General features: G+C 63.3%; 15 protein-coding genes. 9 read left to right on the top strand and 6 right to left on the bottom strand.

What is annotated here, in order from left to right; translation table 11 throughout:
* Positions 1-76: 76 nt before the first annotated feature.
* The gene (locus tag ACFWAD_RS12860) at positions 77-1,060 is read left to right on the top strand and encodes a heme o synthase (protein WP_283304656.1); all 984 of its coding nucleotides are present in this window, start codon (positions 77-79) and stop codon (positions 1,058-1,060) included.
* Between the two features lie 56 nt (positions 1,061-1,116).
* On the opposite strand, the gene ACFWAD_RS12855 is transcribed toward ACFWAD_RS12860, so the two are convergent.
* The gene (locus ACFWAD_RS12855; RefSeq protein WP_378544293.1) at positions 1,117-2,082 is read right to left on the bottom strand and encodes a quinone oxidoreductase family protein; all 966 of its coding nucleotides are present in this window, start codon (positions 2,080-2,082) and stop codon (positions 1,117-1,119) included.
* An 83-nt stretch (positions 2,083-2,165) separates the two neighbouring features.
* Between ACFWAD_RS12855 and ACFWAD_RS12850 the strand changes: the two genes are divergently transcribed.
* On the top strand, positions 2,166-2,528 hold the full coding sequence (locus tag ACFWAD_RS12850; RefSeq protein WP_378544290.1) for a hypothetical protein: 363 nt from the start codon (positions 2,166-2,168) through the stop codon (positions 2,526-2,528).
* A 63-nt stretch (positions 2,529-2,591) separates the two neighbouring features.
* On the opposite strand, the gene ACFWAD_RS12845 is transcribed toward ACFWAD_RS12850, so the two are convergent.
* The 5 genes from ACFWAD_RS12845 to mptB all read right to left on the bottom strand — a co-directional run bounded on the left by ACFWAD_RS12845 (position 2,592) and on the right by mptB (position 8,728).
* Positions 2,592-3,566: a heme A synthase gene (locus ACFWAD_RS12845; RefSeq protein ID WP_378533107.1), complete on the bottom strand. Its 975-nt coding sequence runs from the start codon at positions 3,564-3,566 to the stop codon at positions 2,592-2,594.
* A 173-nt stretch (positions 3,567-3,739) separates the two neighbouring features.
* The gene (locus ACFWAD_RS12840) at positions 3,740-5,200 is read right to left on the bottom strand and encodes a hypothetical protein (RefSeq protein WP_378544287.1); all 1,461 of its coding nucleotides are present in this window, start codon (positions 5,198-5,200) and stop codon (positions 3,740-3,742) included.
* Positions 5,182-6,021 (bottom strand): ABC transporter permease, encoded by an 840-nt coding sequence (locus ACFWAD_RS12835; protein WP_378544284.1) that lies wholly within the window; start codon positions 6,019-6,021, stop codon positions 5,182-5,184. Before ACFWAD_RS12835 ends, ACFWAD_RS12840 begins: the two co-directional genes overlap by 19 nt.
* A gap of 14 nt (positions 6,022-6,035) precedes the next feature.
* On the bottom strand, positions 6,036-6,977 hold the full coding sequence (locus ACFWAD_RS12830; protein ID WP_378533103.1) for an ABC transporter ATP-binding protein: 942 nt from the start codon (positions 6,975-6,977) through the stop codon (positions 6,036-6,038).
* Positions 6,974-8,728 carry a polyprenol phosphomannose-dependent alpha 1,6 mannosyltransferase MptB gene (mptB, locus tag ACFWAD_RS12825; protein WP_378533101.1) on the bottom strand — a complete coding sequence of 585 codons (1,755 nt, stop codon included), beginning with the start codon at positions 8,726-8,728 and terminating at the stop codon, positions 6,974-6,976. Before mptB ends, ACFWAD_RS12830 begins: the two co-directional genes overlap by 4 nt.
* A gap of 130 nt (positions 8,729-8,858) precedes the next feature.
* Here mptB and ACFWAD_RS12820 point away from each other — a divergent pair, with 130 nt between their 5' ends.
* From ACFWAD_RS12820 to ACFWAD_RS12790, 7 genes are all read left to right on the top strand, one after another.
* Positions 8,859-9,605 carry a helix-turn-helix transcriptional regulator gene (locus ACFWAD_RS12820; protein WP_378544281.1) on the top strand — a complete coding sequence of 249 codons (747 nt, stop codon included), beginning with the start codon at positions 8,859-8,861 and terminating at the stop codon, positions 9,603-9,605.
* Between the two features lie 170 nt (positions 9,606-9,775).
* Positions 9,776-11,236 (top strand): Fe-S cluster assembly protein SufB, encoded by a 1,461-nt coding sequence (sufB, locus tag ACFWAD_RS12815; RefSeq protein ID WP_003944799.1) that lies wholly within the window; start codon positions 9,776-9,778, stop codon positions 11,234-11,236.
* A complete protein-coding gene (gene sufD, locus ACFWAD_RS12810) occupies positions 11,236-12,456 on the top strand; it encodes a Fe-S cluster assembly protein SufD (protein ID WP_378533099.1) in 1,221 nt (406 codons plus the stop codon). The genes sufB and sufD overlap by 1 nt, the downstream gene beginning before the upstream one ends.
* Before the next feature lie 62 nt (positions 12,457-12,518).
* Positions 12,519-13,334: a Fe-S cluster assembly ATPase SufC gene (gene sufC / locus ACFWAD_RS12805; RefSeq protein WP_230815582.1), complete on the top strand. Its 816-nt coding sequence runs from the start codon at positions 12,519-12,521 to the stop codon at positions 13,332-13,334.
* Between the two features lie 5 nt (positions 13,335-13,339).
* Positions 13,340-14,605, top strand: a complete 1,266-nt coding sequence (locus tag ACFWAD_RS12800; RefSeq protein WP_003944865.1) for a cysteine desulfurase — start codon at positions 13,340-13,342, stop codon at positions 14,603-14,605.
* 3 nt (positions 14,606-14,608) lie between these two features.
* Positions 14,609-15,109 carry a Fe-S cluster assembly sulfur transfer protein SufU gene (gene sufU / locus ACFWAD_RS12795; protein WP_378544277.1) on the top strand — a complete coding sequence of 167 codons (501 nt, stop codon included), beginning with the start codon at positions 14,609-14,611 and terminating at the stop codon, positions 15,107-15,109.
* Positions 15,106-15,528: a metal-sulfur cluster assembly factor gene (locus ACFWAD_RS12790; protein WP_003944963.1), complete on the top strand. Its 423-nt coding sequence runs from the start codon at positions 15,106-15,108 to the stop codon at positions 15,526-15,528. Before sufU ends, ACFWAD_RS12790 begins: the two co-directional genes overlap by 4 nt.
* The last annotated feature ends 124 nt before the right edge of the window (positions 15,529-15,652 follow it).

Raw genomic sequence — 15,652 nt, 5'->3', positions numbered from 1 at the left:
TCGTCCGTAGTAGAGAACAGTGTCAGCAGTGTGTCGTGAAGAGTTAGTGCGGTAACGCGTGGTGCAAGGAGAGAACGTGCGGACAGGGCAACAGCCGAGCGGACATGGCTTCGGCAGCCCAGGTGCCGCCCCGCGGGCGACCAACACCGATACGGTGTGGGGTCGCGCAACGGGCAAGGTTCTGGCTTATATCGCGCTCACGAAGCCGCGAGTAATCGAATTGCTGTTGGTGGCAACCATTCCGGCAATGCTGCTGGCCGATCGCGGAACAGTCGACATCGCTCTGATCCTCAGCACCCTCTTCGGTGGCTGGATGGGCGCAGCGAGTGCGAACTCCCTCAACTGCGTCGTCGACGCCGACATCGACAAGGTCATGAAGCGCACCGCCAAGCGTCCGCTGGCCCGCGAGGCGGTACCGACTCGCAACGCGCTCGTCTTCGGACTTCTCCTGGGTCTCGCGTCGTTCCTGTGGCTGTGGTGGCGAGCCAACCTCCTCGCCGGCATCCTTGTCGTTATCACGATCGCGTTCTACGTACTCATCTACACGATGGTTCTCAAGCGTCGTACCTGGCAGAACGTCATCTGGGGTGGCGCTGCCGGATGTATGCCCGTCCTCGTCGGCTGGGCCGCAGTCACCGGGTCACTGAGCTGGCAACCCGTCGTGCTGTTCCTGATCATCTTCTTCTGGACGCCGCCGCACACCTGGGCGCTCGCAATGCGCTACAAGGAAGACTACAAAGCTGCCGGTGTTCCGATGCTTCCCGTGATCGCCACCGAAGAGCACGTCACCAAGCAGATCCTGTTCTACAGCTGGGCGATGGTCGTCACGACGCTCGTCCTCGTGCCCGCGTCCGGCGTCATCTACGCCGCCATCACCATCGTCGCCGGCGCGTGGTTCCTGCTCATGGCCCATCAGCTGTACCGCAGCGTTCGTGGCGGTGCCCAGGTCAAGCCGCTGCGCCTGTTCCTGCAGTCCAACAACTATCTTGCGATCGTCTTCGTCGGCCTCGCTGTCGACTCGGTGCTCGGACTCCAGACGATCAGTGACATGCTCAGCTGATTCTGCTGTGCGCCTTTATTAACCGCGGGCGGTTAATAAAGGCGCACAGCACTTCGCTAGGGGATCAGAACGATTGACCCCGTTGTTGCTCGACCTTCCAGGTCCCGGTGCGCTGTCGCTGCATCGGCGAGGGGGTATTCGGCCCCGACGCGAATATCGAGTTTCCCGGCCGCAATGGCGTCGAAGACATCGCTGGCACGCCAGGTCAGCTCCTCACGAGTGCGAATGTGATGCGCGAGCGTAGGACGCGTCAGGAACAGTGAGCCCGACGAATTGAGCCGCTGCGGATCCACCGGCGGAACCGGACCACTGGCCGCACCGAACAACGCGACGGTGCCGCGGATACGCACGGAAGCCAAGCTCGAATCAAAAGTTGTCGCGCCGACGCCGTCGTAAGCCGCCGCGACTCCTTCGCCGCCGGTCAACTCCCGAATGCGTGCTGCGATGTCCTCGTCGTACCGCAGTACCTCCGAGGCACCGGCGCCACGCGAGAGTTCTTCCTTCGCATCCGATGACACAGTCGTGACGACCTTCGCCCCGAGGCTGACGGCCATCTGCGTCAGGATCAACCCGACGCCGCCCGCGCCCGCGTGCACGAGCACGGTGTCTCCGCTCTGGATCGGATACGTCGACTTCGCGAGGTAATGCGCCGTCATCCCCTGCAGGAGCGCCGACGCTGCGGCTGATGCCGGGACACCGTCGGGCACTTTGACTGCGACTGCGGCGGGAACAGCCACCTTCTCGGCATAGCTGCCAGTGGCCGCGGCCCACGCGACACGGTCGCCCACGACGAAGTCGGTGACATCGGAACCGACGGCTTCGACAACACCGCTGCCCTCGTCGCCGGGAATGTAGGGGAGCGGCCGCTTGTACTGGCCCATTCGGAAGTACGTGTCGATGAAATTGATGCCGATCGCTTCGGTCCGGACAAGTAGATTGCCTGGGCCCGGTGTCGGTTCGGGTTGTTCGGTCAGAGTCAGAACCTCTGGTCCGCCGGTCTCGGTCACGTAGATGGCTCGCATGGTTTCTGTTCTACACCCGCGGCGACCGAGCCTCAGTCCATGCCTGGTGTCGCTTCCGGGCTACCGACCAGTATTGTCGAGTCATGAGCACCGATACAGAGAAGTCGGACGCCACCCCGTCCGCGCCGGAACTGCCGAAGTCCACGGTGAATGCCATCACCAAGTTCGTCGCCGAGCACGGCGGAACCGCCAGCGCCGTCATCCAGCCGGTCGGCGTTGCCGGCGTTCGCATCACTCTCGTGGGTGCCGACGGCATCCTCGGTGACCAGGTCGTCGAGGACCTCGCCACGGCCAATGCCGTCGTCGCATCCTTGGACAACGTCACCGTTGCCGAGTGGGAGCGTGAGCTGACGAGCATCGTCACCCCGCAGGAAGGCCACTTCAAGAAGATGGCCGGTTGGGTTGCCAATCAGACTCGGTTCCCGAAAGCTCGCAACGAATCCTGAAATGACGTCTGGGGCGTAGGAACACCAAAAGGTGTTCCTACGCCCCAGACGTGTCTTCAAGCGTCAGACAGCTGGTATCGGCGAGCCGGTCGGCGTGAACTGGCGGGTCTTGCCCGCGGCCCAAACTGCTGCCGTCGCAGCCGTGCACAGCCCGGCACCAGCGACGTGCATGATCACGAGAACTTCTGGCACATCGGTGAAGTACTGCACGACGCCGATGAGTGACTGCGCGAGGATAAGTCCCAGCAAGACCTTCAAGCGGAGCTTCACGGCGGCTGACGTTCCTACCGCGTAAAGGCCGAAGGTCAGTCCCACGACCAGCGCGAGGTATCCGACCAGCAGCTGCGAGTGCAGATGAACAAGCGTTACGATCTCGACCTCCAGGCGAGGCACCGTGCGTTCCAGTCCCTTGTCGCCCGCGTGCGGGCCTGCACCCGTTACGAGGGTGCCGGCGACGAGCACGCCGGCGAGCGCCACTCCCGACAGTGCGGTCAGCCAGCGCAGCGGCTTCGGCATCACGATCAGTGTTGTCGCCTCGTCGGGTTCGGCGATCTTCGCGTACATCACCGTGGCAACCCAGACCATCAGCATCGACGCCACCAGGTGGATTGCCACCGTCCACCACAGCAGTCCGGTCAGGACGGTGATTCCGCCGATGACTGCCTGAACCACGGTGCCGAGCGGCATCATCCAGGCGTAGACAAGCACCTCTTTGCGACGGCGAGCGCGAGTCACCGCGAGCACGATTGCAGCCGCGACGATCACAACCAGGAACGTGAGCAGGCGGTTGCCGAACTCGACAGCCTGATGAATGACCGCGACCTGTCCGTGGCCGACCGGGACGAAGCTACCGGGGAAGCACTGCGGCCACGTCGGGCAACCGAGTCCCGAGTCCGTCACGCGCACCACCGCGCCGGTGACAGCGATGCCGCCCTGCGTCAGGATCACGATGAACGCGATGATCTTCTGCGTTTTCAGCGAGGGGAGAGGTAGTCGATCCACCAAGCGCAAAAATCCGGCATACACACGATTCACCACGCCAACGATCGTAGTTCCCCATCAACTACACAGTGTCGTTGGGGCCAGCTCGCTCCGCGCCTGCCCCGCGTCGTTGGGGCCAGCTCGCTCCGCGCCTGCCCCGCGTCGTTGGGGGCTAGGCGTTTGAAGCAAGCGCGAAGCGATATGCCTCGCGCCGATGGGACCAGCGCGCGTCAGTTTGCGCGAACGCGCACGATTCCCGAGATCGTGCCCTGGAAGTACTCACCCGACTCGGTGATGAGCGCAGACATCTGAAGGGTGTCGTTGAGGATGGTCGACGGCAGGGGAGTCGAACCGATTTGCGACCCGTCCTTCGAGTCGATCACCGCGAAGGAGTAACCGTCCAGCGGAGAGGTGTTCGGAGCACCGTCCCGTGTCACGGTGTAAATCGAGCCGTCAGCCGTCGAGAGGTGGGGTACCGCGGAGCTACGAATCGTGTTGTCCCACACGACATGGCAGCCGACCGGATCGATGTCGACGCGGGTCATTCCGCCGTTGAAGGGTGCCGTGGCGGGGACCGCCGGGCCGGCGCCTTCAGGAGTTGTGGGGTACGGGTATCCGTAAGTGCCGGCGACGTAGACGGAATGACCGATGCCGACGGGGGAGTTCTCGCTGCCGCTCGGTGAGCCGTCCTGGCTGGCAGCGGACAACACCGGCTGCGTGCACACCTCGGCGCCCGTGTCAGCGCGATAGACATGCAAGCTCACTGTCGGGTGGGCGTTGTCGACGATGGTCAAGAAATCGCTGCCCGTCGACGGGCCGAAGTACGTCGGAGTCGATCCGGTTCCCCAGCTGAGCTGACCCGGATTACGGGCCGGCCCGCGGTCGTACGGCTGACGCCAGTCGATGACGACCTCGTCGCCATTTCGCTTCAGTTGGTAGAGCGCGTGGGTAGTTGCGACGGCAGTGCCCGTCGGGGAGGTGGAGATGCTGTTCTGCACCTGTTCACCTTCGGGGAGTGAAATGCTGTGCGCGATTCGATCCGCGCCGACATACCCGACGGTGCCATGCCCGGTGGCGAACCAGACATTGCCGTCCCAGTCCGGAGCGAGGCCGGTGACGTTGTCGTCGGCGGCAACCGCACCACTGAGATCGACGGCATCGGCGAGTTCCAACCGCCAACTGCCGTCCGGATTCTGAGCATGGGAAATGCGGACCAACTGACGATTTCCGTCGACCGCGACGAGGCGGTTCTCGTTGTCCAGATAGGCGTAGACGCCGCCCAGGAGGCTTCCCTTTGCCAGCGGCAGTTGCGCTACCGACCGGCCCAACGGCGTGGCGTCGGCCTTCGGATCGATCAAATGGATGGTCGGGATCTGGCCGATCATCGTCGTGCAGAGCGAGACGATCATGCCGTCGGAACCCTGCAGGACCGTCGGGCAGGCAGCCATCATCGGGAAGGCGGTCACTTCGTGGGGGCCGGTTCCGGGTCCGGGCAGCGGAGTGACGTCGGACGAGCCCGCGTCACCGTGCATGGTGGAGGTACCGACGGGACCGAGGTACGGATTTGCAGGTGCGAGTGGACCGGACACTGAGGGAGTCGCCGTTGCGGGTCCGGCACACAAAATCACTGTTGCGGCCACACAGCCGACGATTTGAGCGCTCCGTCGTGTACTCACGTGAACTTGAACCACCTTGCTGCGAAGATACCGGCCACCGCGGCCCAGATGAGAAGTACGAGAATCGAGAACCAGTCCATCGAGGTGTCGAGGGCCGCTTCGAGAGCGTGTGCGAGAGCACCGGACGGAACAATGCGCACCAGCGTGTGAACAGCGGTCGGAAGTTCGCCACTGGCGAAGACCACACTGCCGATGCCCACCATGATGAACCACAAGACGTTGGCGAGAGCGAGAACGATCTCCGCTCGCAAAGTGCCGCCGAGCAGCAGTCCCAGCGCTGCAAACGTGACAGTACCGATGGCAATGACCACTGCGCCGAGTACCAGTTCGGCGAACGACGGACGCCACCCCAACGCCAAACCGATAGCGCCGAGCAGCAGAGACTGCAGGGCCACGACGATGATGACGGCAGCGCTCTTGCCCGCGATGATTCCCCACCGCGGTAGCGGCGTTGCACCGAGTCGTTTGAGCGCGCCGTATCGGCGATCGAATCCGACGGCGATGGCCTGTCCGGTGAACGCCGTCGACATCACGGCAACCATCATGACACCTGGGAGCACGGTATCGACCCGAGAATCGCCCAAATCGCCGATCGGGAGTAGGCATAGTCCGATGAGCAGGGTGATCGGGATGAACATGGTGAGCAGCAGTTGCTCACCGTTGCGGAGCAGAAGAGTCAGTTCCAGCTTGGTCTGCGCCGCCAGCATCTCGGCCGCCGAACTGGGGCGGGGATCCGGCGAGAAGGTGCCCGGCTCGAAGCGGTTCTCGGCGAGCCGGCGTTCCCTGGCTCCGTTGGCAGTCCCACTGTTCTGGCCGTTCGCTGCTGTTTCGTTCATGACCTTGATCTCCGTCATCCCCTCAGTTCCCGGCCCGTCAATTCGAGGAAGACGTCTTCCAGACTCCGTTGATCGACGCGGATGTCGTTGATCAGCACGTCCTGATCGGCACACCACGTCGCGACAGTCGCCACGGTTGCCGGATCGATTGCACCTTCGACGACGTAGGTGCCGGGATTGGATTCCTCGACGCGGAACCCGGCGAGTGAGCCGACCAGCGAGTCGAGGCTCAAACCGGGAACCGTCGTCAGACGGAGTTGGCCTTCGGCGCCCTTGCTGGTGACCTCGGCCGGCGTTCCCGACGCGACGATCTTGCCGTGGTCGATGATGACCAATTCGTCGGCGAGCGCTTCGGCCTCGTCCATGAGGTGCGTGGTGAGCAGGACGCTGACGCCATCGCGGCGCAGAGCGTCGATGAGTTCCCACACGAGTAGACGTGCCTGAGCGTCGAGTCCAGCGGTGGGTTCGTCGAGAAATACCAACTCGGGACGGCCGACAAGCGCGCACGCCAGAGACAGTCGTTGCTGCTGGCCGCCGGAAAGGCGACGGTAAGGCGTCTTGCGCGCATCGGTGAGGCCGAGTTTGGACAGGAGCCAGGCGGGATCGAGTGGGTCGGCAGAGTATGCGGCGACGAGGTCGAGCATTTCTCCGGCCTTGGACCCGGGGTATGCGCCGCCGCCCTGCAGCATGACGCCGATTCGCGAGCGGACTTCACCGGAGTCGGCGATGGGGTCGAGACCGAGCACTCGAACGGTGCCGGCATCGGGGGTGACAAACCCTTCGCACATCTCGACGGTTGTTGTCTTACCGGCTCCGTTGGGGCCGAGCAGGGCAACGACCTGGGCCGTCTCGACAGTGAGATCGATACCGTCGACGGCTCGAACACCGTCGAAGGACTTGACGACACCCTGGATCTGTACCGCCGGCGTCGACGATCTGGAGGCTCTCGAGGTCACGGGGAATCAGCGTAAGCCCCCGCCGAGTTGTCTTCGTCTACCGGTCCGCCTTTCGTGATCTCCGCTACTGGCTTGTCGCTACGCCAGGGGAGTGAATTGCGGGTGAAGACGATGAGCGTTCCGGCGGTGAGGATGGTCGCGATGACGGCCTGCACGATCATGAACGGAAGGTATTCGGCGCCGTTCGACATCAACATGACGCTGACGATCGAGGTGAAGACCACGGCAGGGATGCGGAAAATCGGCGCAGTAGCCCAGGCTGCGAGCGGAAGTATCGCCCACAGCAGGTACCAGGGCTGAACGACCGGGAACAGGAGAACTATGGCCCCGAGTGCGATGCCGAGTCCACCGACCGGGTGAATGCGGCCCATGTATACCGAGATCATCATCCGCGCGGTGATGAGAATGGCAACCAGATACGCGATCGGCCGCGTGATCGTGAGGATTGCCGTCGTGTGATCGCCGAGTCCGAGCAGTACACCTGCCAATCCAGTGCCGACGCCCAGGAGCGTCGGGATGGACATCCAACTCCGCACCGCCGTAGCGGTGTCGAGGGTGTTGATCCACCCCATACCGAGCCCACTGGCCACGCTGATGACAAACGTGACGACGGCGGCAACGATGCCCAGAAGAATCGCAGCTCCCGCCAAGGCTTTCCAGGTTCCACCCCAACGCCGGGCCAGAGCCATACCGACAAATCCGAGTGCCAGCAAGGACGGAATTTTGACAGTCGACGACAACGCGATCAAACCTGATCCCGCAATGAGATAGAACAGCGCTCGGCCACGGATGGGCCCGGACCCTTCGACTGCGCGGAGGGCGATCTCGATTCCGGCGAGCATCAACCCGAGCATGAGCGCTTCGTTGTGGATGCCGGCCACCAAGTGGAAGAGCAGCAGCGGGTTCGCGGCACCGAGCCAGAGTGAACTGACGGCAGAGACGCCGCATCGCTTGGCCAGTCGAGGTATCGCCCACACGATGAGCGCGACGCCGGCCAAGGCGAGCAGGCGGTGCAAGAAGATTCCGGCCACGATGTTGTCGCCGGTCAGTGAGCTGATCCCGCGTCCCAGCCACAGGAAGAACGGCCCGTACGGAGCCGGCGTGTCCCGCCAGATGGTCGGAACAGTGCGGGTGAGGACGTGGTCGACGCCCAGTGCCGCCTTGGGGCCGATGGCGTACGGATCGAGTCCGCGAGCCGCGATTTCGCTTTGTGCCAGATACGAGTAGACGTCGCGGCTGAACATCGGCGGTGCGACGGAGAGCGGCAGGATCCACAGCAGAAGCGTGCGGTCCAACTGAGAACGGGTCATGCGCCGCGGTGCGCCGGATCGGCTGCGTATGTCCCCGACGGCGAATCGGCCCATCATCAGCCAGGCGAGAACGACGAGCACCGTTCCGGTCATCGTCATGGTGAGCGAGACCGTCGGCATACGTCCGGGAAGGCTGAGGACTCGAAGGCCGGCGGTCGGATTCTGCAGGACTGGTTGTGCGCCGGCGCCGAGCGCGCCCACTGCCATCAAGACTGCGCCGGTCGCTCCGAATCGACGGATACCTCGCAGTTGCGCGGTTTCCTTCGCGTTCAGGCCCGGGCGCTCGCTTTCGTCGCCGTGCAACACCGCGGCCATACTTTGCCGGGGAGCGGAACCGAAAGGCCGAACGCCGATCGTGGAAAGCGCGAGTGCCTTGGGTTTGTCCAGCAGGATCGCGCGCGCCGATCGCGCGGTCGTCGTCTTCTCGGGGGTCTGCGGCACACCAGGCAGCGTAGCGGCTCGATACAGCCGGACAGACAAGCACAGACAACGTGCGCTGTCCGGATATTCCCGAATGTAATGCAGGTTGCCCTTAGTAGACCTGCGAAAAGAATTCGGTCACACTTGTGTTGTGAAAAGAAATGCGTCAGACCCTCGAAGCAAGGAAGTTGCAGGTCAGCCCACTGTAGCGACCTCGCCGAGTGCTGCCGCAAATCCGGTGACGGTGAGCGTCGAAGGCCAGACCCGGGCCGCAGTGGTCAAGCTGCTACTCGAAGAAGGCCCTATTACGGCCTCCGAAATCGGCACACGCCTCGGTTTGAGTGCCGCAGGTGTCCGACGTCACTTGGACGCGTTGATCGAGTCCGGCGAAGCACGAACGGCTTCGGCGGCGTCGCTGCGCCAGCGCGGACGCGGTCGACCTGCCAAGCAGTTCCAGATCACCGCAACCGGTCGCGGGCGCCTCGGCCATACCTACGACGATCTGGCGGGAGCCGCGATGCGGCAACTCCGCGAAATCGGCGGGGACGCGGCAATCGAGGAGTTCGCCAAGCGTCGGGTTCAGGCGATCGTCGGAGACGTCGAACCGGCTGATCCGACAGATGTGGACAACGTCGAGGCGACAGCGGACGCAATCGCCGAAGCCTTCAACGCAGTGGGGTTCGCCGCGTCGACCCGGCCGGTAGGCAACGGCGTGCAGATCTGCCAACACCACTGCCCGGTTTCCCATGTGGCAGAAGAATTTCCGGAACTGTGCGAGGCAGAGCAGCAAGCATTCCGGGAATTGCTCGGGACGCATGTCCAGCGCCTGGCGACCATCGCCAACGGTGACTGCGCCTGCACGACACACGTGCCCCTCGTGTCCACCGGGAGTAGATGACCGGACCACAGTGTTTTACAGAGCGTTGTTCTGCAGGCCGTTGCCCAAGAGCAGCGTTCGAATAGAGATTTTTCAGCTAGTTCTTCAAAGTCAGAACTGCTCGACCGTAGCGACCAGCCCTCGCTGAGACCGAGCAGCCGTCAAGAAACAAGACTCCGGAAGGAGCTCGCATGACCGTCACATCAGACCAGGCGACTACCACTGCAGCTGCAGGCACCGAGCCGCTCACGCAGGAAGAGACCATCGCGTCCCTCGGTCATTACGGCTACGGCTGGTCCGATTCCGACGAAGCCGGAGCCAGCGCGCAGCGCGGACTCTCCGAGGCTGTCGTGCGGGACATCTCCGCGAAGAAGAGCGAGCCGGAGTGGATGCTCGACATCCGCCTCAAGGCTCTGCGCACCTTCGACAAGAAGCCGATGCCGAACTGGGGCTCCGACCTCGAAGGCATCCACTTCGACAACATCAAGTACTTCGTGCGCTCGAGCGAGAAGCAGGCCGAGTCCTGGGAAGACCTGCCCGAGGACATCAAGAACACGTACGACAAGCTCGGCATCCCCGAGGCGGAGAAGCAGCGCCTCGTTGCCGGTGTCGCAGCTCAGTACGAGTCCGAGGTCGTCTACCACTCGATCCGTGAGGACCTCGAGGAGCAGGGTGTCATCTTCCTCGACACCGACACCGGTCTCAAGCAGCACCCGGAGCTGTTCAAGGAGTACTTCGGATCGGTCATCCCGGCCGGCGACAACAAGTTCTCCGCGCTGAACACCGCTGTGTGGTCGGGCGGCTCGTTCATCTACGTTCCGCCGGGAGTCCACGTGGACATCCCGCTGCAGGCGTACTTCCGCATCAACACCGAGAACATGGGTCAGTTCGAGCGCACCCTGATCATCGTCGACGAAGATGCCTCCGTGCACTACGTCGAGGGTTGCACCGCGCCGATCTACAAGTCCGATTCACTGCACTCGGCCGTGGTCGAGATCATCGTGAAGAAGGGCGGCCACTGCCGCTACACGACCATCCAGAACTGGTCCAACAACGTCTACAACCTGGTGACCAAGCGCACCAAGGTCGAGGCCGGCGGATCCATGGAGTGGGTCGACGGCAACATCGGCTCCAAGGTCACCATGAAGTACCCGGCCGTCTGGCTGATGGGTGAGTACGCCCGCGGTGAGGTTCTCTCCGTTGCGTTCTCCGGCGAGGGTCAGCACCAGGACACCGGCGCCAAGATGCTCCACCTCGCGCCGCACACGTCCTCGACCATCATCAGCAAGTCCGTCGCCCGTGGCGGTGGACGCGCGTCGTACCGCGGTCTGGTGCAGGTCAACAAGGGTGCCCACGGCTCCAAGTCGACCGTCAAGTGTGACGCTCTGCTCGTCGACCAGATCAGCCGAAGCGACACCTACCCGTACGTCGACATCCGCGAGGACGACGTCACCATGGGTCACGAGGCCACGGTTTCCAAGGTCAGTGACGATCAGCTCTTCTACCTGATGAGCCGCGGACTGACCGAGGACGAAGCGATGGCCACCATTGTGCGTGGATTCGTCGAGCCCATCGCAAAGGAACTCCCGATGGAGTACGCGCTCGAGCTCAACCGCCTTATCGAACTTCAGATGGAAGGGGCTGTGGGTTAGTGACCACGCCAGAGACCGGAGTCATCGGAGCTGTTGCCGGGGAGAACCCGACCGCTCCTGTAAAGGGTGCAGCCACCGGCTCACCCATCACGAACAAGGGCGAGCAGTTCTCGTCGTTCGACGTCAACGCATTCGAGGTCCCGGGCGGACGTGACGAGATCTGGCGGTTCACCCCGCTGCGTCGTCTGCGTGGATTGCACGACGGCAGCGCAGTTGCCAACGCTCAGGTCACCGTCGAGGTGGACGGTGGCGGCGACATCACCGTCGAGACCGTCGGCCGTGACGACGAGCGTCTGGGCAAGGCTGGTGTTCCTGCGGATCGCATTGCAGCGCAGGCATATTCGAGCTTCGAGACTGCGACGGTCATCTCGGTTGGCGCCGAGGTCGAGGTCGAGAAGCCCGTCGTGGTCACCATGACCGGCCCCGGAGTCGACAATGTCGCCTACGGACATACCCAGATTCGTCTGGCGCAGTTCGCCAAGGCGACGTTCGTCATCGACCAGCGCGGCAGCGGAACCTTCGCGGAGAACATCGAATTCGTTCTTGGTGACAGCTCGCAGCTGACCGTCGTGGCCATTCAGGACTGGGCGGACGACGCAGTTCATGTGACGTCACACCACGCTCGCCTGAACCGCGACGCAGTGCTCCGGTACACCTCGATCAGCCTGGGCGGCGACCTGGTTCGCCTGTCCGCCACCGTCAAGTACGACGGACCGGGCGGCGACGCCGAACTGCTCGGCCTGTACTTCGCCGACGCCGGCCAGCATCTGGAACAGCGTCTGCTGGTGGACCATTCGCAGCCCAACTGCAAGTCCAACGTGGTCTACAAGGGCGCGCTTCAGGGAGATCCCGGATCCGGCAAGCCCGACGCGCACACCGTGTGGATCGGCGACGTTCTCATCCGCGCCGCAGCGGAGGGCACCGACACGTTCGAGCTCAACCGCAACCTGGTGCTGACCGACGGCGCCCGCGCCGACTCGGTTCCGAACCTCGAAATCGAGACCGGTGAGATCGTCGGAGCCGGCCACGCAAGTGCAACGGGACGTTTCGACGACGAGCAGCTTTTCTACCTGCGTGCTCGCGGTATCCCGGAGGATCAGGCGCGTCGTCTGGTCGTACGTGGGTTCTTCCACGAAATCATCAACAAGATCGCTGTTCCCGAGGTGCGCGATCGCCTCGAAGCCGCGGTCGAAGCCGAACTCGCAGCAGTCGGCTCCTGACCGCCCTGCCGGCGACACCACCCCGTCGCTACGCTCGCCCCGCCTCATCTTGAAGGAATTTCATGTCTACCAGTGACAACACCACCACACCGGCCATCTCGGTCCTCGAGGTTCGTGACCTGCACGTCGAGGTTGCCAACTCCGACGCCAACGCCGAGCCCATCCAGATCCTCAAGGGCGTCGACCTGACGGTCCGCTCCGGCGAGACCCACGCGATCATGGGCCCCAACGGCTCCGGCAAGTCGACTCTGTCGTACGCCATCGCCGGTCACCCCAAGTATCAGGTCACCTCCGGTTCGATCACCCTCAACGGTGAAGACGTCCTCGCGATGAGCGTCGACGAGCGCGCACGCGCCGGACTCTTCCTGGCGATGCAGTACCCCGTCGAGGTTCCCGGCGTTTCCATGTCCAACTTCCTGCGCACCGCCGCTACGGCAGTGCGCGGCGAGGCTCCCAAGCTCCGCCACTGGGTCAAGGAAGTCAAGGAAGCCCTCAGCGAGCTCGAGATCGACCCCTCGTTCATCGAGCGCTCGGTCAACGAAGGCTTCTCCGGTGGTGAGAAGAAGCGCCACGAGATCCTGCAGCTGGGCATGCTCAAGCCGAAGATCGCGATCCTCGACGAGACCGACTCCGGCCTCGACGTCGATGCTCTGCGCACGGTCTCCGAAGGCGTCAACCGCTACAAGGAGCGCGAGAACGGCGGAGTTCTGCTGATCACGCACTACACGCGCATCCTGCGCTACATCAACCCCGACTTCGTCCACGTGTTCGTCGGTGGCCGCATCGTCGAGTCCGGCGGACCGGAACTGGCCGACGAGCTCGAGACCAACGGCTACGTTCGTTTCACCGCGGACACCGCAGCTACCCAGGGAGCGTAATCACGATGACCACCTCGGTGCGCGAGCTCGACGTCACAGCGGTTCGGGCCGACTTCCCGATCCTGGCGCGGACCGTGCGCGACGGAAAACCTCTGGTGTACTTGGATTCCGGCGCTACTTCGCAGCGTCCGGTCCAGGTTCTCGATGCCGAACGGGACTTCCTGACGACGTGTAACGCGGCAGTACACCGGGGTGCTCATCAGCTTGCAGAAGAGGCGACGGACGCGTACGAGAATGCTCGCGCCACCATCGCTTCCTTCGTGGGTGCGGATTCGGACGAGTTGGTGTTCACCAAGAACGCCACCGAGGCTCTCAATCTGGTGACCTACGTTCTCGGTGACGATCGCTTCGACCGCCATGTCGGTCCTGGCGACGAAATCGTCATCACCGAACTCGAACACCACGCCAACCTCGTTCCCTGGCAGGAACTTGCGCGCCGAACCGGTGCCACGCTCAAGTGGTACGGCGTCACCGACGACGGGCGGATCGATCTCGATTCGCTGGAGTTGACGGACGCGGTGAAGGTTGTTTCGTTCACCCACCAGTCCAACGTGACCGGCGCGATCGCACCGGTCGAGGAATTGGTGCGACGAGCACGCGCCGTCGGTGCGCTCGTCGTGCTCGACGCGTGCCAGTCGGTGCCTCACATGGCGGTCGACTTCCACGAACTGGGAGTGGACTACGCGGCGTTCTCCGGTCACAAGATGCTCGGCCCTTCCGGGGTCGGAGTTCTCTACGGCCGTCGTGAACTGCTGGCAGCGATGCCTCCGTTCATCACCGGCGGATCGATGATCGAGACGGTCACCATGGAGGTCAGCACTTACGCGCCGCCGCCTCAGCGTTTCGAGGCAGGCGTACCGATGACCTCACAGGTTGTCGGGCTGGGCGCTGCCGTGGATTACCTGAACACCTTCGGGATGGACGCAGTCGCCGCGCACGAGCACGTGTTGGTGGAGGCTGCTCTCGAAAAGTTGTCGGCGATCGAAGGTCTGCGCATCATCGGACCGCAGACGTCCGAGAACCGCGGCGGAGCGATTTCCTTTGTCGTGGACGGTATTCACGCCCACGACCTCGGACAGATCCTCGACGACGAGGGCGTCGCGATTCGCGTCGGACACCATTGTGCGTGGCCGCTGCATCGTAAGTTCGGTGTCGCTGCGACGGCCCGTGCGTCGTTTGCGCTCTACAACACCACCGCGGAAATCGATGTTCTCGTTGCCGCGATCAAGCGTGCGCAGGAATTTTTCGGTGTCGCAGGGGAGTTGAACTGAATCATGCGCATGGAGCAGATGTATCAGGAAGTGATCCTCGATCACTACAAACATCCGCACGGCCGCGGGCTGCGTGAGCCGTTCGGCGCCGAGGTGCACCACGTCAACCCGACGTGTGGCGACGAGGTGACGATGCGCGTCCAGATCTCCGAGGACGGAACGGTCTCCGACGTCTCGTATGACGGGCAGGGTTGTTCGATCAGCCAGGCGTCGACGTCAGTGCTTAACGACCTCGTCATCGGGATGCAGGTCGCCGACGCACTGAAGACCGTGACGGCGTTCAGCGAAATGGTGAGCAGTCGGGGCACCGTCGAGGGGGACGAGGACGTTCTCGGCGACGGCATCGCCTTCGTCGGCGTCTCGAAGTACCCGGCACGCGTCAAGTGCGCCTTGCTCGGATGGATGGCATTCAAGGATGCTGTAGTCCAGATTGTCGACGGCAGTGCTGTGACGACGGCGGACAGCAGTGAATTGGTCGACACGACTGAAGGACAGGGATCATGACCGAGACACAACCAGTGCAGGACGCCGAGGTCGGCGCTCCGGTGAATCCGAATCCCGATTCCACTGCGGAATTCGGTGGCGCACAGGGCAGTGGCACTGTCCCGTCGCCTGAGCGACTCGACGAACTCGAAGAAGCGATGCGCGACGTCGTCGACCCCGAACTGGGGATCAACGTCGTCGATCTCGGATTGGTCTACGGACTCTTCGAAGACGACGGCGTCGTCACGATCGACATGACTCTGACGTCGGCGGCGTGCCCGTTGACAGACGTGATCGAGGACCAGGCACGCGGTGCACTAGTGCGTAGCGATCTGTGTACCGACATGAAGATCAACTGGGTGTGGTTGCCGCCGTGGGGACCGGACAAGATCACCGAGGACGGACGCGAGCAGCTGCGCGCACTCGGCTTCACCGTCTGACGAGGAATCTCAGCACGATCAACTGAATAGATTTCACCGGAGCGTCGGTGCCCGTTCGTCGGGTACCGGCGCTTCGGTTTGTTATATAGGGCCGTTTTAGCCATGATATTCAGGACAATAGTCC

Source organism: Rhodococcus sp. NPDC059969 (genome assembly GCF_042738325.1).
Taxonomy (GTDB): domain Bacteria; phylum Actinomycetota; class Actinomycetes; order Mycobacteriales; family Mycobacteriaceae; genus Rhodococcus_F.
This window is presented reverse-complemented; position numbering and strand designations above follow the sequence as displayed.